The organism is Candidatus Saccharibacteria bacterium (assembly GCA_016789455.1).
Taxonomy (GTDB): Bacteria; Patescibacteriota; Saccharimonadia; order Saccharimonadales; family Saccharimonadaceae; genus CAIJKY01.
Map to the genome: position 1 here is coordinate 1,093,171 of JAEUQU010000002.1, position 17,900 is coordinate 1,111,070.

The 17,900-nt window shown below is 59.1% G+C and carries 17 protein-coding genes and 1 tRNA gene; 8 read left to right on the forward strand and 10 right to left on the reverse strand.

Annotation, left to right across the window (positions count from 1 at the left end; translation table 11 throughout):
- Window positions 1-186 precede the first annotated feature (186 nt).
- The 3 genes from groL to JNJ66_06865 all read right to left on the reverse strand — a co-directional run bounded on the left by groL (window position 187) and on the right by JNJ66_06865 (window position 2,674).
- Window positions 187-1,830: a chaperonin GroEL gene (gene groL, locus JNJ66_06855; GenBank protein ID MBL8160146.1), complete on the reverse strand. Its 1,644-nt coding sequence runs from the start codon at window positions 1,828-1,830 to the stop codon at window positions 187-189.
- Between the two features lie 68 nt (window positions 1,831-1,898).
- Window positions 1,899-2,162 (reverse strand): co-chaperone GroES, encoded by a 264-nt coding sequence (locus tag JNJ66_06860; protein MBL8160147.1) that lies wholly within the window; start codon window positions 2,160-2,162, stop codon window positions 1,899-1,901.
- 257 nt (window positions 2,163-2,419) lie between these two features.
- A complete protein-coding gene (locus JNJ66_06865; GenBank protein ID MBL8160148.1) occupies window positions 2,420-2,674 on the reverse strand; it encodes a hypothetical protein in 255 nt (84 codons plus the stop codon).
- Between the two features lie 194 nt (window positions 2,675-2,868).
- On the opposite strand from JNJ66_06865, the gene JNJ66_06870 reads away from it, so the two are divergent.
- On the forward strand, window positions 2,869-3,129 hold the full coding sequence (locus tag JNJ66_06870; protein ID MBL8160149.1) for a hypothetical protein: 261 nt from the start codon (window positions 2,869-2,871) through the stop codon (window positions 3,127-3,129).
- Between the two features lie 108 nt (window positions 3,130-3,237).
- Here JNJ66_06870 and manB read toward each other — a convergent pair whose 3' ends face one another.
- Entirely contained in the window at window positions 3,238-4,581 is a 1,344-nt protein-coding gene (gene manB, locus JNJ66_06875) for a phosphomannomutase/phosphoglucomutase (GenBank protein ID MBL8160150.1), read from the reverse strand.
- Window positions 4,582-4,710: 129 nt separating this feature from the next.
- Here manB and JNJ66_06880 point away from each other — a divergent pair, with 129 nt between their 5' ends.
- Window positions 4,711-5,664, forward strand: coding sequence for a peptidoglycan bridge formation glycyltransferase FemA/FemB family protein (locus JNJ66_06880; protein ID MBL8160151.1), 954 nt, complete (start codon window positions 4,711-4,713; stop codon window positions 5,662-5,664).
- Between the two features lie 55 nt (window positions 5,665-5,719).
- Here JNJ66_06880 and JNJ66_06885 read toward each other — a convergent pair whose 3' ends face one another.
- Window positions 5,720-7,003 carry a UDP-N-acetylmuramoyl-L-alanyl-D-glutamate--2,6-diaminopimelate ligase gene (locus JNJ66_06885; GenBank protein MBL8160152.1) on the reverse strand — a complete coding sequence of 428 codons (1,284 nt, stop codon included), beginning with the start codon at window positions 7,001-7,003 and terminating at the stop codon, window positions 5,720-5,722.
- A gap of 114 nt (window positions 7,004-7,117) precedes the next feature.
- Between JNJ66_06885 and JNJ66_06890 the strand changes: the two genes are divergently transcribed.
- From JNJ66_06890 to JNJ66_06905, 4 genes are all read left to right on the forward strand, one after another.
- Window positions 7,118-7,705, forward strand: coding sequence for a DUF2690 domain-containing protein (locus JNJ66_06890; GenBank protein ID MBL8160153.1), 588 nt, complete (start codon window positions 7,118-7,120; stop codon window positions 7,703-7,705).
- Between the two features lie 81 nt (window positions 7,706-7,786).
- A complete protein-coding gene (locus JNJ66_06895) occupies window positions 7,787-8,392 on the forward strand; it encodes a DUF2690 domain-containing protein (GenBank protein MBL8160154.1) in 606 nt (201 codons plus the stop codon).
- A gap of 243 nt (window positions 8,393-8,635) precedes the next feature.
- Window positions 8,636-9,703 (forward strand): tRNA (adenosine(37)-N6)-threonylcarbamoyltransferase complex transferase subunit TsaD, encoded by a 1,068-nt coding sequence (gene tsaD, locus JNJ66_06900; GenBank protein MBL8160155.1) that lies wholly within the window; start codon window positions 8,636-8,638, stop codon window positions 9,701-9,703.
- A 391-nt stretch (window positions 9,704-10,094) separates the two neighbouring features.
- Complete coding sequence (locus tag JNJ66_06905; protein ID MBL8160156.1) at window positions 10,095-12,656, forward strand: valine--tRNA ligase; 2,562 nt, start codon at window positions 10,095-10,097, stop codon at window positions 12,654-12,656.
- Between the two features lie 92 nt (window positions 12,657-12,748).
- Here the strand turns inward: JNJ66_06905 and JNJ66_06910 are convergent, their stop codons facing one another.
- From JNJ66_06910 to JNJ66_06925, 4 genes are all read right to left on the reverse strand, one after another.
- Window positions 12,749-13,099: a hypothetical protein gene (locus JNJ66_06910; GenBank protein MBL8160157.1), complete on the reverse strand. Its 351-nt coding sequence runs from the start codon at window positions 13,097-13,099 to the stop codon at window positions 12,749-12,751.
- Between the two features lie 80 nt (window positions 13,100-13,179).
- Window positions 13,180-13,575: an HIT family protein gene (locus JNJ66_06915; protein ID MBL8160158.1), complete on the reverse strand. Its 396-nt coding sequence runs from the start codon at window positions 13,573-13,575 to the stop codon at window positions 13,180-13,182.
- A gap of 65 nt (window positions 13,576-13,640) precedes the next feature.
- Entirely contained in the window at window positions 13,641-15,200 is a 1,560-nt protein-coding gene (locus tag JNJ66_06920) for a fused MFS/spermidine synthase (protein MBL8160159.1), read from the reverse strand.
- 57 nt (window positions 15,201-15,257) lie between these two features.
- Window positions 15,258-15,350: transfer RNA gene (locus JNJ66_06925), tRNA-Ser, on the reverse strand.
- A 137-nt stretch (window positions 15,351-15,487) separates the two neighbouring features.
- Between JNJ66_06925 and JNJ66_06930 the strand changes: the two genes are divergently transcribed.
- Both JNJ66_06930 and JNJ66_06935 read left to right on the forward strand, forming a co-directional pair.
- Window positions 15,488-16,012 carry a hypothetical protein gene (locus tag JNJ66_06930; protein ID MBL8160160.1) on the forward strand — a complete coding sequence of 175 codons (525 nt, stop codon included), beginning with the start codon at window positions 15,488-15,490 and terminating at the stop codon, window positions 16,010-16,012.
- 8 nt (window positions 16,013-16,020) lie between these two features.
- The gene (locus tag JNJ66_06935; protein MBL8160161.1) at window positions 16,021-16,551 is read left to right on the forward strand and encodes a hypothetical protein; all 531 of its coding nucleotides are present in this window, start codon (window positions 16,021-16,023) and stop codon (window positions 16,549-16,551) included.
- A gap of 3 nt (window positions 16,552-16,554) precedes the next feature.
- On the opposite strand, the gene JNJ66_06940 is transcribed toward JNJ66_06935, so the two are convergent.
- Window positions 16,555-17,763, reverse strand: a complete 1,209-nt coding sequence (locus JNJ66_06940; protein MBL8160162.1) for a hypothetical protein — start codon at window positions 17,761-17,763, stop codon at window positions 16,555-16,557.
- Window positions 17,764-17,900 lie beyond the last annotated feature (137 nt).

Below are 17,900 nucleotides of genomic sequence, written 5' to 3' on the forward strand. Positions count from 1 at the left end.
TCCTGGCTTATATATTATAGCACGAAAATGAAAATAAGTAAATAGTGTGGCGTTTTTTGTTAGTTTTTGGCGTCTTCATTAAGTTTTAATGAACTGAGGCGACGGCACAGCTGTAGCCCCGGCATGACAAAAAAGCCGGCCCTCAAGTGGAGCCGGCTCCTGCCCTGCCCTACGCTGCCGCAGGGATTACATCATACCCATGCCGCCCGGCATACCGCCGGCAGCTGGCGCTTCCTTCTCTGGGATTTCTACGACCAAGGCACCCATGGTCATAGCCGTAGCGGCGATAGAAACAGCGTTCTGTACAGCCTCCTTGGTAACACGGACCGGATCGACGACACCCTTGGCTTTCATGTCGACCAGCTTATCCTCGGCGTCATTGACATTGAAGCCCATGCCGTCTTTGGATTCCAGCAGCTTGGCCAGCAGTGCTGCCGAGTTCTTGCCGGCATTGTCCATCAGCTGGATGAACGGGGCCTGCAGTGCGCTCTTGACCAAGCCGCGGCCAGCCTCGTACGAAGAGGTGTTGTCAGTCTTGAGCTTACCGGCCAGGTTGACCAGGGTGACGCCACCACCGGCGACGATACCTTCGGCCAGCGCGGCCTTCGTGGCGGCGACGGCGTCATCAACGCGGAACTTCTTCTCTTCAATCTCGGTCTCAGTAGCACCACCGACCTTGATGACGGCAACCTTGCCACCCAGGGCAGCGGCGCGCTTCTCCAATTGTTCCTTGTCGTATTCACTAGTGGCGTTGGCGGCCTGCGCCTTGATCTGGGTGACGCGGGCGTCAAGATCCTTGCTCTTGCCAGCGCCTTCGATGATAGTAGTCTCGTCTTTGCGGACAATCACCTTGCGGGCCGTACCGACCACACCAAGGTCGGCGTTTTCAAAAGTGATGCCCTGGTCATCGGTGATGACCGTCGCACCGGTCAGCACAGCCAGGTCCTGCAGCACTTCCTTGCGGCGGTCACCGAAGGCAGGCGCCTTGATGGCCACCGTATTGAAGACACCCTTGAGGCGGTTCAGTACCAGCGTACCAAGTGCTTCACCCTCGACGTCCTCGGCGATCAGGACCAGGTCCTTCTTGCCGGCCTGGGCCAGCTTCTCGAGAATCGGCAGGAAGTCCTGGATGCTGGCTACCTTCTTGTCAGTAATGACGATGGCCGGCTTGTCGTAGACGGCTTCCATGCGGTTGGAGTCGGTCACCATATAGGCGCTGATGAAACCGCGGTCCATGGTAAAGCCTTCCACCACCTCGGCTTCCATCTTCAGGCTCTGGCCTTCCTCAACCGTTACCACACCTTCTTTACCGACTTTGGCGATGACGTCGGCGATTAACTCACCGATTTCAGCGTCACCGGCCGAAATCGTTGCAACTTCCGCAACACGTCCCTTCTTGCTGCCGATGTCTTCAGCCAGCTTCTCCAAGGCGCTCAGCACCTCGGCACCGGCAGCCTCGACGCCCTTGCGCAGCTCCATCGGGTTGTGGCCGGCGGCAATCAGGCGGTTGGCTTCATTTAAAATATTATAGGTCAGAACCGTGACAGTGGTCGTGCCGTCGCCGGCGACGTCGTTCATCTTATTGGCGGCCTGCTTGATCAGCTCGGCGCCCACTTTGTAGCCCAGGGTCTCGTCATCGTCCTCGGGCAGGTCGACACCTTTGGCGACCGTCACGCCGTCATGGGTGACCGTCGGGTTGCCGTAGCTCTTGCTGATGACGACGTTGCGGCCGCGCGGGCCCATCGTCACCTTGACGGCGTCATACAGTGCCTTGGCTCCGCCGAGTACGCGGCGGCGGGCCTCATCGTCATAAAATACTTTCTTTGCCATAAGTATACGTTCTCCTCTGTTACGTGCGTCTTATAATCGTTTAGCTACACTTACTTTGTCAAAAGCGGCTAGGCGGTCGCCAGGACGTCTTCTTCCTTGACAATCAGGTATTCGGTTCCGTTGACCTTCAGCTCCGTGACGCTGTATTCTTTAAAAACTATCTTGTCGCCGACCTTGATCTCCTTGACATCAGGACCGACAGCCTGAACAACCGCCAATGTCGACTTTTCTTTGGCGCTATCAGGCAGCAGCAGACCGGCGGCAGTCTTGCTTTTTACTTCTTCCTTGACTGCGACAACCCTGTCGGCAAGCGGTTTGAGTGGTACGCTCATATGAAAGAACCTCCTTAAGTATGGTCATTAGTTGTCCCCTGCGCGGCATTTTTGGCAAAGCCACGAGGTGTCGTTCCCATATTAGCACTCTACCTGCATGAGTGCCAAGTGCTTACGCTGTACTTTTTATTTTTCACATGAAAAGCGCCGTCTGCATACCCCAAAAATAAAGAGAGTCCGCCGGAGCGGTAATCGAGCTGCCCGGGCGGGCGGTTCGACACTCTCTTTACGGCGGACGGGTGGATGGTTGTTGGGTCTCAGCAGTCACCGATACCCAGGAGGTGCCTCATGCTCATCTTCCAGAGCGCGACATCGAGCGCACTGAGGCCCGAGACGGGCAGGCTCGTGAGCAGCCTCAGGATGCGCCGGGCGTCCTCCTTCATGGTCGCCCCGGCCAGCTCGGCCGCGATGGTCGGGTGCGACGCCTGCAGCTGGGTTGCCTGGGCCGTCGCCTCGCTGGGCCAGGTGGCGTGTACCGAGGTATATCCCTCGGTGGCACCAACCATGGTCATGATAACCTTCTCCCTGCACCAGTGGTGCGTAGTGGATTTATCCAGAATAATACTACCTCTTTTTGATGGTTTTGCAAGCATAAAAACGTTGCGAGAATGGCAATGCATATATTGACATCTTGTAACGTTTATGATGATAATAAACGGTCATATCCTCGCCGGCACACGCCGGCCAGACGAAAGCGACAAATGACATGGCCAGCAGACGCCAACAGCGCCGCCGCCAGGACGGACACGGGCGCGAGCCCCGCTTCGACCGGCGCAACCCGCTCCATAAGGGCGACGTGCGGATCGACGAGGTGACCGGGCGCCCCGCCCTGGCACCCGTCCGCCCAGCGCCGTTGCAGCACAGCTCCCTGGGAGAACAGCTGCAGCGGCTACTGGGTACGGTCACCACCCGCCTCGCCCACGAAGGAGACGACGCGCTCCCGGACCGTGCTCTCGACGGCGGATAAACCAACCGCGCCCGACATACACCGGATACCCACCCATCAGTATCCATGTCATACAAAAAGGCGGCCCCGTGGTGTACGGAGGCCGCCGTTTCAATTGCAAACGCTTGTCTACGCGGTAATTATCGCCTTCACCCGCTCCACCAGCTCCTGCAGCGTGGCTTCATCCTTCGCTTCGGCGTTGAGGCGCAGCAGCGGCTCAGTGTTGCTGGCGCGGACATTAAACCAGCTGTCGGCGTAGTTGACCGTCAGGCCGTCAAGGTCATCCTGCTCGCCGTCGTTGAACTGACCCTTTAGGCGGGCAATCGTCCCCTCTTTGTCCGTTACTTCAAAGTTCGTCTCGTTGATAGAGACGTAGGTCTGGAACTCAGATACCAGCTCGCTCAACTTCTTGCCGCTTTCCGTCAGTACCTGCACGGCCACCAGGGCGGCAATCAGGCCGGAGTCGGCTGAAAAATTATCGCGGAAGTAGTAGTGCCCTGAGTGCTCGCCGGCAAAGACGGCGTCGTGCTTGCGCATTTCAGCCTTGATGTAGCTGTGGCCGACCTTGGTGCGGTGGCCCTGGCCGCCACCCTGCGCAATCGTCTCGCCGACGATGCGGCCGCAGATAGCGTTGTAGAGAATACTGGCGCCGGGGTTCTTGACCAGGAAATACTTGGCCAGGATAGCCGTCATGACCGTGCCGCTGATAGGCGCGCCGGTCTCGTCAATCAGGACAGCCCGGTCACCATCGCCATCGAAGGCGATACCGAAGTCCAGGCCATCCGCGCGGATCTTGGCCTGCAGGTCTACCAGCGTCCGCTCGTCCAGCGGGTTGGCCAGGTGGTTCGGGAAAGTGCCGTCCAGTTCCCAGTACATCGCCTCGACCGACAGGTGCTCCGGCAGGTGCTTCACCAGATGCGGCATGACCGCACCGGCCATGCCGTTGCCGGCATCGACGGCGATCTTGTAGGCAGGCCAGTCGGCAACGTTCACGAAGCCCAGAGCGTGTTTGACCCAGTCTTCCATGACGTCCTTCTCAGTCAGGCTGGCCTTATCGAGCGACGGGGCGAAATCATTGGCGATGGCCAGGTCACGGATCTCTGCCAGGCCGGTCTCGATGCCGACCCCGCGGGCCTGCTCGCGGCAGAACTTAATACCGTTATACTCGCCCGGGTTGTGGCTGGCCGTAATCATGGCGCCGCCGGCCAGGTTAAAGTGACCGACCGTGAAATAGAGCATGTCGCTGGCGACCTGGCCGATAGACCAGACTTCGCGGCCTTGCAGACGCAGGCCTTCGCTGACCGCTTCGGCCAGCTGGCGGGAATCCGGGCGCATGTCGTAGCCGACCGCCACGACACCTTCCGTCGGCAGCCAGTCGGCAAAGGCTTTGCCGATGCGCTCACAGCTGTCGGCGTTCAGCTCTGATCCCACCTTGCCGCGGACATCATAGGCTTTAAAGATTGCTTCATTCATAACTGTACTACTCCTTATGGGTTAAGTAGGTAAACGTATAGGAGGCCTATTCTGTTGCATTATACATGTCAAGACAAGCCCCCGGCTAGCATCGGCCGGGCCACATCCACCGTGCTATATTAAGAAATGATGAATCCCCACTTCCTCCAGACCAGCGCCTGGAAACACTTTCAGGAGGCACTCGGCCGCACCACCTTCGAGGCCAGCGGTGATGGCTGGCATTATATGGCCGTGCTTGAGCCGGGCCGTTTCAGCCGGCTCTACTGCCCGTACGGCCCTACCGCCGACAGCGCCGCCAGCTTCAAGGCTGCCCTTGCCTCCCTCAAGGTGCTTGCCAAGAAACAAGGCGTCCATTTTATCCGCATCGAGCCGATGGCACCGCTCAGCCCGGCTGCATTGCGGCGTTTTGGCGCCGTCCGTGCCCGGCACTCCATCCAGCCGCAGCACACCTGGTGCGTCGACCTGACCATCAACGAAGAAGACCTGCTGAAGAACATGAACGGCAACACCCGCCGTTTCTGGCAGCGCGGCAAAGAAAAGTACGACATCAGTTTCCGCAGCAGCGACGACCCGGCCGATATCGAGATATTCCTGGACTGCATCCGCGAAGTCGCCGATCGTACCGGCATGCGCCCGCATGACGATGATTACTTCCGCCTGCAGGCGCGTACCCTGCTGCCCCTTGGCGCCGCCCGCCTGTTCATCACCAGCGTCGATGGCCGGCCGGCCGCCGCCATCCTGGCCTACGACACCCCCACCACCCGTTATTACGCACATGCCGCCGCCCACTATGAGTTCCATGTGCAGAACGTGGCAACCGTCGGTATCATCTTTGCCATGCTGGAAGCCAAGCGCGAGGGCAAGACCACCTTCGACCTGTACGGCGTCGCCCCGCCCGACGCTCCGGCCGACCATCCCTGGCAGGGTTTTTCGCGTTTCAAGCGGACCTTCGGAGGCGCCGGCGTCGATTATCTTGGCGCCTGGGAGATACCCGTCAAGCCGTACTGGCACCGGGCATACCGGCTGGCTGGCAAGGCAGTCGCCGCCAAGCAGGCGCTACGCAGAAAACTGCGCCGTTCGTAACCGGCGCGCATTTGTTTCACATGAAAACCGGGCTTCTTTTGCCCGGTTTTTCGTCTTACTTTTCGAGTAGCTCCCGTACGACATCCGCATCGTTCCACGGCACCTTCTCGCCGTTGATGATACGGAACTGTTCGTGCCCCATGCCGGTAATAACCACCATGTCGCCACGGCGGGCAGTAGCCAGGGCGGCAGCGATAGCTTCGCGCCGGTCTGGAATTTCCTGCGTGCGCTCCTCTGCCCCGGCCTTGCTGATGCCCTCCATGACCATAGTGCGGATAGTGGCGGCATCTTCCGTGTAGTTTTCTTCGTCCGTCAGGTACAACCTGTCGGCGTATTCGGCGGCGATGCCACCCATGATGGCGCGCTTCGTCTTGTCTCGGTCGCCAGTGGCGCCGAAGACCAGATGGATCTTTTTCTTATTCAGCTGGCGGAGAGAACCGAGGAGCTGGGTGAAAGCATCCGGGGTGTGCGCATAATCGATGATGACCTCGAACGGCTGGCCGGCCTCCACCTTCTGCTGGCGGCCCGGTACGCCTTCGATGGCCTCAATGCCCGCTTCGATGTCTTTGGTTTTCACGTGAAGGACATAGGCGGCGCTGGCGGCAGCAAGGGCATTATAGACATTAAACTTGCCCGGCATATGCAACACCAGATCCAATTTGTTCGTGTGGTCAATCTCGACACTGGCGCGACTCCCCTGCCGGTGCATGCGGGCACCGACCAGGCGGGCGTCGGCATCGGGGTGCGTGCCATAGGTGATCGTCTGTTCGCCCGGCGGGAACTGGTCGTAATAATCAAACCATTCATCGTCGTGGTTCAGGACAATGAAGCGGGGCTTGCGCTTAAAGAGCTTGGCTTTGGCGGCGGCGTACTTCTCCATTGAGCCGTGATAATCCAGGTGATCCTGCGTCAGGTTCGTCATGATGGCCACCTCACAGGGGATGCCCCAGACGCGGTATTGCATCAGGGCGTGGCTGGTAACTTCCAGAATCAGTACGTCGATGCCGTGCTTCTTCATCTCGGCCAGTTTCTGCTGCAACAGCATCGGGTGGATGGCTGTGGCGTTCTGGTCGTTGATAAACTGCTTGCCGTTGATTTCAAAGAAGGCGGTGCTGATGACGCCGACCTTCAGCCCGGCCGCGCGCAGAATGCTGGCCAGCATGGCGGCCGTGGTCGTCTTGCCGTTGGTGCCGGTGATCATGACCACCTTCATGCCCTTGGAGGGCTGACCATAGCGAACATTAGCCGCGACCGCCACTCCCAGATGATACAGATTGCCCACCCGCTGCTTAGCGCTGCCCGGCAGGACTTTCTTGGCAACGCGTTTAGCTTTTTCCATATAGCTATTCTACTACACGGCTGGCGGCGCCATAGCGCTGATGTTTAATTGACTATTCATGTGACATATGATATAAAAATCCGGCTAGTCCCTCCGACAAGAAGGATGTGTGTGATGAACATGCAGTATACGGGCAGCCTGGCGCTCCGGACGGCCGGGGTGCTCGTTTCGGTACTGGGCATGGTGCTGGCACTGGCCGCCGGCGCCTCGGCCGCCGAACTCGGTACTACGCATAATGGGATCGCCGGCGCCGCCTTCATGGTCCGCGCCAATGCTCCCGCCTGCCATGGTGCCGGGTGCGACGGGCTGAGCCCCGAGGCGACCGGCTGCGGCCGTGACGCCGTCACCCTGCGGGCCGGACACGCCAGGATATTCCGGGCAGGTGGCACCGGCCTGTCCATGGGTACCGTCGTCGGGGCCGTTGAGCTGCGCAGCTCGGCTGCGTGCGGGACGTACTGGGCCCGCTTCAGGATCAATGGCGTCGCACCCTGCAAGGGCGTCGACGTGCGCCTGATCGCCTACCCTAGCGGCGCCCAGCCCCGTCGAGAACAGGTATTGCGTCTGACCGGCCATCAGGTCGGGCATGGCACCGGTGGCTGGCGCTACACCGCCATGCTTCACAGTCCCGGCAGCGTGGTCAATGCGCATGCCGATGGCGTGGATGATGTGGTTGAGGGCGTTACTGAAGTGGTAGGTATCTAGACGACAGGGGGTATTGACTTTTCGATAACAAAATGATATAAACGTTTAGTCAACCCCACCCCTCAATGTGATGAGGATGATATGATCGCCACGATCACCGCCCTGGTGCGCGCCTGCCGCGGACCGCTGCTCACCCTGGTCCTCGCGCTGGGTATGAGCCTGCTGGGAGGCATGCCAGCCTCCGCCAGCACCGACGGCAACGTGCCGCAGACCGAGAAGGCCAGCTTCCCGCTGGCCCAGAACCACCAGGTGGTGGCCAGCTCGGTCTCGGTCAACGACGCCGGCTGCAGCGGTCACGACTGCACCGGGCTCGATCCCGAGAAGACCGGCTGCGCCAGTGATGCCGTCACGCAGGCCTCCGGGCCGGTGCGGACGGTGAACCCCCAGCCCGGCGGGCCGGCCGTCGTCGTCGGCACCGTCGAGCTGCGCCACTCGCCCGGCTGCGACGCCTCCTGGGCCCGTCTCCGACTGGACGGCGGGGCGCCCAAGTGGGCCATCCACCTGCGCATTCACGCCTACTCGCCCAACAGCACGTGGGCGACCGAGAAGGAGCTGGTGATCGCCGCGGCGGACGTCGCCCGGGGCGGCAACTGGTACACCGTGATGCTGCACACGGACGGCGCGACCGTCTACGGCCACGCCGACGGCCGGGCCAACCGGATCGGCGGCACCACCAGCAGCGGCTGAGCCGCGGGCCGTGCGCCCGCCATGCCGCCCGGGACGCGCGCCACCGCACCGAGCGGGCCCCGCGCCCGCAGCACCAAGCGGATCTCCGTATCCACAGCACTACACCCCGGCGACGGCCAGTCGCCGGGGTTTTCCTATGTACCATGCTTTTCAGGGGTGATACAATCAGCTGAAAGAGTTGAGGTGGCAGTGCAGACCGCGCTTTATCGCGCCGATGTCCGCGCGTCCCAGGAGATTATTCACGTGAAAATACTAGGAATCGAAACCAGCTGCGACGAAACATCCGCCGCCATCGTCGAGGATGGCCGCCGGCTGCTGTGCAATGTCGTCAATACGCAGATTGATATTCATAAGGTGTATGGCGGCGTTGTGCCAGAGATTGCTGCCCGCTCGCATTTGGAAGTGATGATCCCGGTGGTCGAAGAGGCCTTTTCACGTGCAAACTGCAGCTGGGACGACATCGATGCCATCGCCATCACCTATGCGCCCGGCCTGATCGGCAGCCTGTTGGTAGGCACCCTGACCGCGCGCCTGCTGGCCATCACCAAGCAAAAGCCGCTCTTCCCCATCCATCATGTGGAGGCGCATGTCTATGCCAATTACCTGGTGGAGACCAGTGGCGAATCAGTGGCGGATTACAAGCTGCCCGCAGAACAGCCCCGCTTCCCCATGCTGGCGCTCATCGTCAGCGGCGGCCACTCCCAGCTGGCCCTCTTCCGCGACCACGGCGACTACACCCTGCTGGGTCAGACCCAGGACGACGCCGTCGGCGAAGCCTTTGACAAAGTTGCCAAGATCATCGGGCTCCCCTACCCCGGCGGCCCTTCCATTGCCAAAGCGGCAACGCTTGGCGACCCGTACGCTTTCAAGCTTCCCAAGGCCAAGCTGCAAGGCGCATACGATTTTAGCTTCTCAGGCCTCAAGACAGCCGTTCTCAGGGCGATTCAGGCGCATGTGGGCGTCGGGTACGATTTTCCCTCCTTCCAGCTCGCAGAGCGCTTAGATGAGGCCACACGCCACAATATGGCCGCCAGCTTCCAACGGATTGCCGTGGAGACGCTGGTTGATAAGGCGTTCAAAGCTTACCAGGACTACTCGCCCGCCTCAGTGGTGATTGCCGGTGGCGTAGCCGCCAACCAGGAGTTGCGGCGGCAGTTGGCCGAACGCCTACCCATCCCTATCGAGTATCCCGATATCCGGCTCTGCACCGATAATGCCGCCATGATTGCTACGCTGGGATATTACCGGGCGCAGCGGCAACAGCCGGTAGATCCGTTGGTGCTGGAGGTGGCGCCAAGCCTCTCAATGTAGTTCGCTGATGGCGCGGTCCCACCCGCGTGCTTCATGTGAAAACAGATTGTTCTTGTGTCCGGTCTTCATGTGAAACATGCAAGTTTTCACACTTTATCTTCATGTGAAAAGTGCCCTGCCCTGTATTGTTTTCACAGCTTTGCATCGCGCCGTTTTCGCGGCGAGTCCGGCAGGAGCGCTTTACCCTAGCCCTCCCCTGTCGCCTACGGTATACTGGATGTATCGCAACGCCGGCATTAGCCGGCTGTGTGGAGCGAGGTGTCTGACGGTTACCCATCTCTCTGGTGTCCGGCGTGCGTCCGGCCTCTGTTCTGCCGTCAGTCCCCTGTCATACTTTTCACGTGAAAAGTCGCCGCTCCCCTAAGCAAACCTAAGCCAGGGAAGACCAGTCATGAAATTACCAAGCGCCTACGAGCCACAGCAGTACGAAGAAACCATTTACGCCTTATGGGAGACCTCGGGCGCATTCCGGCCGCAACCGTCGCGGACAGGGGAGCACTACAGCATCGTCATGCCGCCGCCCAACGCCAACGGCAACCTGCACATCGGCCACGCCTTGACCACCGGCCTGCAGGACGTTGCTATCCGTTACCACCGCATGAAAGGGGACTCGACCGTCTACATCCCTGGCGCCGACCATGCCGGCTTTGAGACCTGGGTGGTCTTTGAGAAGCAGCTGGAGAAAGAAGGGAAGAGCCGCTTCGACTTTTCACGGGAAGAAATTTACTCGCAGGTTTGGGATTTCGTCGAGAAAAACAGGGGTAACATGGAAGTTCAGCTGCGCGAACTCGGTGCCAGCTGCGACTGGGACCACCTGGTTTTCACGCTCGATTCTCCGGTCATCAAGACCGCCTACGCCACCTTCCGCAAGCTCTGGGAGGATGATCTGATCTACCGTGGCAAGCGTATCGTCAACTACTGCACCAAGCACAAGACCAGCTTTGCCGACATCGAGGTGGAACACCGCGAAGAGAAGGGAAGCCTGTGGCACATCCGTTACGCCCTGACTGACGGCGACGAAGTGGTCGTCGCTACTACCCGGCCCGAAACACTGCTGGGCGACACCGCCATCGCCGTCCATCCGGATGACCCCCGTTTCAAGCACCTGGTAGGGAAGACGGCCATCGTGCCGATCGTCCACCGCGAGATTCCGATTGTCGGCGACGACGCCATCGATATCGAGATGGGCACCGGCGCCGTCAAAGTGACCCCTGCCCATGACCCGACTGACTTTGAAATAGGGGGGCGGCACCAGCTCGACACCATCGAAATCATCGATGCCAACGGCCTGCTCAACGAGCACGCCCCGATGCCGTACCGCGGCATGACGGTACTGGCAGCCCGTGCCAAAGTAGTGGAAACCTTGGAAGCTTCACGTGAAATCGTGAAAGAGGACGCCTATATACACAGCGTGGGCGTCTGCTATAAGTGCGGCACGGTCATCGAGCCGCTGCTGCGCGAGCAGTGGTTCATCCGCATGCAACCGCTGGCCGAACGGGCCATCAAAGCGCTGAAGGCCAAAAAAATAAAGTTTTATCCGCAGAGCAAGGCCGAGGAGCTCATCCACTACCTTGGCCAGCTGCGCGACTGGAACCTGAGCCGCCAGATTCCGTGGGGCATTCCGATCCCGGCTTTCCAAAACGAGACTGACGACAGCGACTGGGTGTTTGACGAGCGGGTGGACCAGCCGGTCATCACGGTTAATGGCATCAGCTACCGCCGGGATGAAGACACCTTTGACACCTGGTTCAGTTCGGGGCAATGGCCATACATTGTCACGCGTGACGCTCACAACGGCGAGCTGCACGACTTTTTCCCGACCAGCCTGATGGAGACGGGGGTGGACCTGCTGCGCCAGTGGGTCGGCCGCATGATCATGCTGAGCCTTTACGCCACGGACGAAGTACCATTCCGTGAAGTCTACATGCACGGCATGGTCCTGGACGAGCAAGGCAAGAAGATGAGCAAGAGTAAGGGCAACGTCATCAACCCGCAGGACATCATCCGGGAGTATGGCTCGGACGCGCTGCGCTTTGGCCTGCTCAGCGCCCGGAGCGCGGGACAGCACCAGGCATTCGGTATCAGCAAAGTGACCGCGGCCCGCAACTTCTGCAACAAGCTTTGGAATATTGCCCGCTATGTCGAGAGCAAGACAGGGGAGCCGTACCAGCCGCTGGCCAACGGCGCGCCGGTGCCAGGTTCGAGTGCCGATCACTGGATTATCCGCCAGCTCAACCACGCCGGCAAGACCCTGGGCAAGCTGCTTGACCGCCACCAATACGCCGAGGCAGGGGAGTTTATCTACCATCTCATTTGGAATGACGTAGCCGATTGGTACATCGAGGCCAGCAAACAGCAGGACAACGTGGACATGCTGGCCTGGGTGCTGGAAACCTCTTTGAAACTGGCGCACCCGTTCCTGCCGTTTGCCACGGAGACGGTCTGGCAGAAGCTGGGCTGGCACAAGAGTCTGCTAATCAACGAACCCTGGCCGACACCGGAGCCTTTTGATGAGGCTGCCGCCAAGTCATTCGAGCAGGTCCAGAGCCTGGTCAGTGAGATCCGCGTCGTCACCAGCGAGCTAGGGAAGCACAAGCAGAACCTGCTGTTCATGGATGACGTGCTGATTGCCGAGAATAGCACGCTTATCAGCTGGCTTGGCCGGCTGGAGCAGGTACGGGAGATATCCGAACCATCCGGTCTGCGCTTGGCCGTACCCGGCAGGCAGGCGTGGCTGGATATGGACGCCGACACGCTGTATGAACATCAATCGAAGTTGGAGGTACGATTGGTCGAGGCCCGCGAGCGGGCAGCCAACCTGCAGCGCCGGCTCGACAACAAGACGTATGTCAGCCAGGCGCCGCCGCGTATCGTCGAGGAAACACGGCACCAGCTGGCGGAGCAGCAATCGTTGGTGGAGCGTTTGCAGAAGGAACTTGAGGTTATCGGGTAGGGCGCGCCGGCGCAGTTTTCCCGTGAAAATACGTGACACTAAAAAGGCACGGCTTCCGCAAAGGGCCGCGCTTTTTAGTTTCACATGAAACGTTATAGCATCAGTTTGGCGGCTACCAGGCGTAACCACAGGCCGAAAGCGACTTCGAACTCCAGGCGCAGCTGGCGTGGGGCAGAACTGGCTTCGCGCAGCAGGCGCAGCGAACGGCCGTCGGTCTGCTGGCCGTCACCCTGGTGCATCATGTTCTTGACGGTCTGCTTATCGATGTGATTGTGCAGGTCGGCCAGAGACTTGGCCATGACGTCGTCGGCATGAATCTTTACCAGATCCTTGGCGGGAAACAGTTGCGGCTTGACGATATCCTTGGCATGGAAAGCATTGAGCAGTACCGCCACGAGCAGGAACGTACTTTGCAGGGTAGTGATAATTAGTTTTGACTTCATGTACTTTTTGTTTTTAAGTATTTGAATTAACATTAGCACAATATTTACATTGTGTCAACTATATATCAGATGTCGGAGTACTATTCCAAGCGCAGGCGTTCGGCCATGCGGGCCAGCGCCTGATGGTCGGGCTCACCGGCGGCCGGCAGGGCGCGGAAGTCTTCGGCGGTGTCGATGGGGAACAGCTTGACGTGGACATGCGGCACGTCGAGGCCTTCGACCTGGACGGCGATGCGGCGGCGATCAGGGAACTCCGCCCGGAGCCTCGCAGCCACTTTGCGGACGGTGCGCCACAGGGCATCGTAATCGGACTCGTCAAGATCGAGCAGGGTTTCGGCCGGCGTGCGGCTGACGACCAGCACCATGCCGGGCTGGACAGGGTGGATATCCAGGAAGGCATAGGTCTTGTCATCCTCGTATACCTTGTGGCTGGGAATGTCACCGTTGATGATGCGGGTGAAGATGGTCGGTTCCATAGAATCCTCCTTGAGCGAATAGCTGAGTAGTAAAAGTATTATGCAACCGCGCCAGCGTCATGCGGCTACTCGGCGAGCACCTTGGACATATAGTACTCGACGGGGGCGTAGTTGTCAGTCAGGATGGTGTGCGATGACAAGTCGATGCCGGATAGATCCAGCTGGTGTTGCTGGAGGGTCTGCATCTCGGCTAAGGGGCTATCTTTGAAGACGGGGGAGCCGAAATCGACAGGCGTCTTACTGTTTACGCCGACCAGGATGATATTCTGGGCGCTCTTTTGCTCTGGGGAACCGACGGCAAAGACGTGAACCTGGGGGTACACCGATTGGATGGTCTTAATCTCGGACAAGATGAATGACGGCGTCGTCTGCTCGACTGAGCCGATGAGATTAGCGATGAAGACGCCGCCGGGCTGCAGGCGGTCACGGGTGAGCTGCATGAACTCACGGGTGGTGAAGTGGGCGGGGATGGAGTAGAGCGAGTAGTAGACGTCGCTGAAGATGACGTCATAGCGTTTGTCGGTGGTGGCCAGCAGACGGCGGCCGTCGATTATCTGGTTGTTGAGACGGGGGCTGGGCTGGAGGCGGAAGTATTGCTGGGCCAGTTCGTACAGCGAAGGTTCTATTTCGGCGATATCGACCTTCATGGCGGGCGAATCGGCGAGCAGAGCTTTGGGAATTGAGTAAGCCGCGCCGCCCAACACCAGGGAGCGGGAGGCATCGGGCTTGATGCCTTTGTAGAGTGCGTAGTAGCGGGTGTATGGAAATGCCAGTTCATCGGAATCGAGGTACATGGCACTGGAGTTACTGCGGTCCTGCAGCATGAAACGGGCTGGCTGACCGAGGGAGTAGGGCTCATCGGTATCGTCGAATATTTTTATCCGCTCATAGATGCCGTCTTTGGTATAGATCGCATTCTCCCGGGCAGAAGCGATAAGCAGTGAGTTGGAAGTGGCCATGGCGACAGCGGCGAATAGCAATAACAACAGTTTATTGTGCCGGAGCAGACGCCTGCTGACGAGTGGCACGCCGCCCAACAACGACAAGAAGATAGCAGTACCGAGGATGGTGGCATTGAGGCCGAACAGTGGCACCAGGACAAACCCTGTCAGCAGACTGCCTGCGATACTGCCAAGCGTTGACCAGAAGAAAACTTCGCCGGCGATAGTGCCAGTGCCGCTTTCCGGAAAACGCAGCGACTGCAACTTGATGGCAAAAGGGGATAACATACCGAGCGCAACGCCCGGCAACAGGAACATGAACAGTGAGCTGATGAGCGGACCGGTGGTGATGGGCAGATCGTAGCCGATAAACGGCAGAAATACCAGGGAGAAGAACTGAAGGGCGAAGGTCAGCAGGCCGCCCGATAAGATGATGGCATAAAACAGGTTCCTGCTTGGGCGCTTATCGGCCAGACGGCCACCCAGATAGTACCCAAGGCTCAAGGCCCCCAGGATGACGCCCAATACGCTGGATGTCGCATAGAGCGTATTGCCGAAGTACGGAGAAAGGATGCGCATGGCTGCGACCTCGATGACAAGCACACAGGCACCGGTCAGGAAAACGGTTACGGGTAGCACCAACTTAACCAGACGGTTGTCTGCGGCATGCGTCTCCTGCTTCATACACTCCTTTTAGAGGCCCTGGGATCGCTCACCCCAGGATATTAAAGTAGCTAAACATGGCGGAGAGGGAGGGATTCGAACCCTCGGTAACGGGAATACCGCCACACCGCTTTTCGAGAGCGGCACCTTCAACCACTCGGACACCTCTCCATTTCAGTACGTCATTAGTATAGGATATCAGTGGCCGTCAGTCTAATAATCATGAAGAATTCATTATATATGGGTTATAACGCCCGCTTATCAGCCGTCCTATTTGCCGAACTGACAAGTGGGTATATCATTAGGATATGGAGCATGGAACCTACCAAGTGGATGTACTCGATGGAAAAGGCTCTGTTATTGGTTCCAAGGCACGGCGCGATATCAATAAAGAGGCGGACATCTACCATGCCATCTACGTCTTTATCATCACGCCCGAGCGGGAGCTGCTACTAAGCGTCATTCCACCGCGGGAAGATCTGCCCAATCTGTACGTACGCCAATACGGCGCCACGATGGCGACCATCCGGCGCAGCGGGGAAACGGCTCACGATGCTGCGGTCAGGGGCATTTCCCGCGAATTGTTCATCGATGATGCGGAGCCAGTACTGGTCAGTCAGGGCATGGAACAGACCGACGACGGCAGGCGCGTCCTGGCCAGCGTATTCTACATGGAAGGGCCGGTGCCGGATTCGTACAGTGTGATCGATATCGGACAGCTGGAATCGATGAGCCGGGCCAAGCTTGACGGGTTGCTATCGGTGCGGCCGGAACGGGTATCGCCGACCTTGCGCCTGCTCTGGAAAAAATACTCATCTAAATTACCGCTATAGGAACTGTTATGAAACACGCCGATTATCCTGTTGACCTGCTGGACGAAACTGGAAAGAAAGTCGGGCAGAAGCCGCGTATCGATATCATCAAGCCGAAAGACATTTATCATACCGCCCACGTCATATTGATATCACCGCGGGGCGAGCTTGTACTGAGCACCATCCCGGTGCGCGAAGACCTGCCGAACCTGTACGCCAATAAGATCGGCACGACGATGGCAACCATCAAGCGCTCCACCGAGACCGGCCGGGAAGCAGCATTGCGCGGCGTCTCGCGCGAGCTGTTCATCGATGACATGCCGCTCGTCGAGCTGGGCTCGCAGATGCACACGCTGCCAGACGGCTCAAAGAATTTCATCAGTGCGTTTTATGGCATAGCCGACCCGCCCGGGTCGTACAGTGTCATCGATATCGAAAGCCTGCTGTTGATGACTCCTTCACAGCTGGATGCGCTGATGCAGGAAGAGGACCGGCTTGAGAATCTGGCGGCCAGCCTGATCACGGTTTGGGAAACATACCGCGATAAATTTCCGGTCTAGTCTCTAGCACTGCGAATCATCGATGGTGTTGTCGCGGTTGACGGTATTGGTGCCGCCGACGACGATGAATTGGCCGCTTTTGCAAGCGGTGTTATGCGTGACCGTGATATTGGAGAGCGCGCCTTCAAAGGTAACGGCGTCTCCGTTATTGTTATGGAAGATGTTGCCTTTGCCGGGTGCGCCGCCAATGACGATGTTATCCGAGCTGCCAGCCTCGCCGTAGGTACCGGTGTGGATACCTTCCGGTGATTGTTTGAACTCGTTATTCTGGATGGTGAGGTTGTAGATGCGGTCGCCGGCAGCCGTATACGCCAGTTGCATGCCGGCGCCATGCACACCGCCGCGGACGGTGTTGCCGATGTAGGCGATGTCATGCACTTCGCCGTTGAAGGGGTGGGCAACCAGGCCGTCGTCGCCATCCTGGCCGCCGGACTGTTGGTCGACGGTGTTGCCGATGACATCACCGAAGGATGAGTTGAGGATGTGGATACCATCAAGCTGGTCGTACTTGCCGGAAGTGGAAATCTGCGTGCTGCTGCCGCGTATGCAGAATTTGGTGGAGTCGGCGGCGACGATGGAGTAGGTGAAGGGGTTGCGGGTATGGACTCGGTCGACGATGACATTGGTGGAGAAGCGGATATCTATCAAGTACTCATTCAACCGATTGATTGAATTACCATCTAGTACATCGCCGCTCTGGTCGGCAGTGAAATTGACGAGGGAGACGTTGTTGGCACCATCGGTAGTGATGAGCGGACTGCCGCCATGTGGGCCGGGAGTAGCCAAAAAGTTGGCGCCGGCTTTGATGATGGTGTCCGCGCCAGCACCCTGCAGGCGGACGTCCGACTTAAGGATGAGCGGGGCATCAATAGTGTGGGTGCCGGCAGGGAGGGCAACGGTGCCACCGCCAGCAGCGGAGGCCTGGTTGATGGCTTGCTGGATGGCGGCGTGGGCGTCGGCTGCGTTGGCAGCCACCGAAATGGCGTCGCCACCCGTCGCGCCCGTAGCGCTACTGACCGCACAGGTCAGCGGGGTGCCTGGAGCTGGAACAGTCTGGCTGAACTGAATGTAGCCGCTTTGGCTGGCGGTGTTGTCACTAAGGACGGCAAGGCCGGGGCCCGGAATGGCGCTTTCGGCTTCGGTACTGGCGGCGGGGCCGGCAGCGAGAGTGGCGGAGATGAGGCAGAGGCCGGTGAGGGTGATGGCGGTCATGACTGATAGGCCGACGGCGCGGTTGAAAGAGTGTTTTTGTTTATAGTGAGCCATTGTTGCTTATTATAGACTAATGCTGCGCCGGTGCAGTACCACCCGGCAAGATAAATCGCTCGCGGGCTCGCTCATGCTAACCT

Excerpts from the sequence above, each read along its gene's own strand:
- groL (MBL8160146.1), bottom strand. The coding sequence starts at position 1,830 with ATGGCAAAGAAAGTATTTTATGACGATGAGGCCCGCCGCCGCGTACTC.
- JNJ66_06860 (MBL8160147.1), bottom strand. The coding sequence starts at position 2,162 with ATGAGCGTACCACTCAAACCGCTTGCCGACAGGGTTGTCGCAGTCAAG.
- JNJ66_06865 (MBL8160148.1), bottom strand. The coding sequence starts at position 2,674 with ATGACCATGGTTGGTGCCACCGAGGGATATACCTCGGTACACGCCACC.
- JNJ66_06870 (MBL8160149.1), top strand. The coding sequence starts at position 2,869 with ATGGCCAGCAGACGCCAACAGCGCCGCCGCCAGGACGGACACGGGCGC.
- manB (MBL8160150.1), bottom strand. The coding sequence starts at position 4,581 with ATGAATGAAGCAATCTTTAAAGCCTATGATGTCCGCGGCAAGGTGGGA.
- JNJ66_06880 (MBL8160151.1), top strand. The coding sequence starts at position 4,711 with ATGAATCCCCACTTCCTCCAGACCAGCGCCTGGAAACACTTTCAGGAG.
- JNJ66_06885 (MBL8160152.1), bottom strand. The coding sequence starts at position 7,003 with ATGGAAAAAGCTAAACGCGTTGCCAAGAAAGTCCTGCCGGGCAGCGCT.
- JNJ66_06890 (MBL8160153.1), top strand. The coding sequence starts at position 7,118 with ATGAACATGCAGTATACGGGCAGCCTGGCGCTCCGGACGGCCGGGGTG.
- JNJ66_06895 (MBL8160154.1), top strand. The coding sequence starts at position 7,787 with ATGATCGCCACGATCACCGCCCTGGTGCGCGCCTGCCGCGGACCGCTG.
- JNJ66_06905 (MBL8160156.1), top strand. The coding sequence starts at position 10,095 with ATGAAATTACCAAGCGCCTACGAGCCACAGCAGTACGAAGAAACCATT.
- JNJ66_06910 (MBL8160157.1), bottom strand. The coding sequence starts at position 13,099 with ATGAAGTCAAAACTAATTATCACTACCCTGCAAAGTACGTTCCTGCTC.
- JNJ66_06915 (MBL8160158.1), bottom strand. The coding sequence starts at position 13,575 with ATGGAACCGACCATCTTCACCCGCATCATCAACGGTGACATTCCCAGC.
- JNJ66_06920 (MBL8160159.1), bottom strand. The coding sequence starts at position 15,200 with ATGAAGCAGGAGACGCATGCCGCAGACAACCGTCTGGTTAAGTTGGTG.
- JNJ66_06930 (MBL8160160.1), top strand. The coding sequence starts at position 15,488 with ATGGAGCATGGAACCTACCAAGTGGATGTACTCGATGGAAAAGGCTCT.
- JNJ66_06935 (MBL8160161.1), top strand. The coding sequence starts at position 16,021 with ATGAAACACGCCGATTATCCTGTTGACCTGCTGGACGAAACTGGAAAG.
- JNJ66_06940 (MBL8160162.1), bottom strand. The coding sequence starts at position 17,763 with ATGACCGCCATCACCCTCACCGGCCTCTGCCTCATCTCCGCCACTCTC.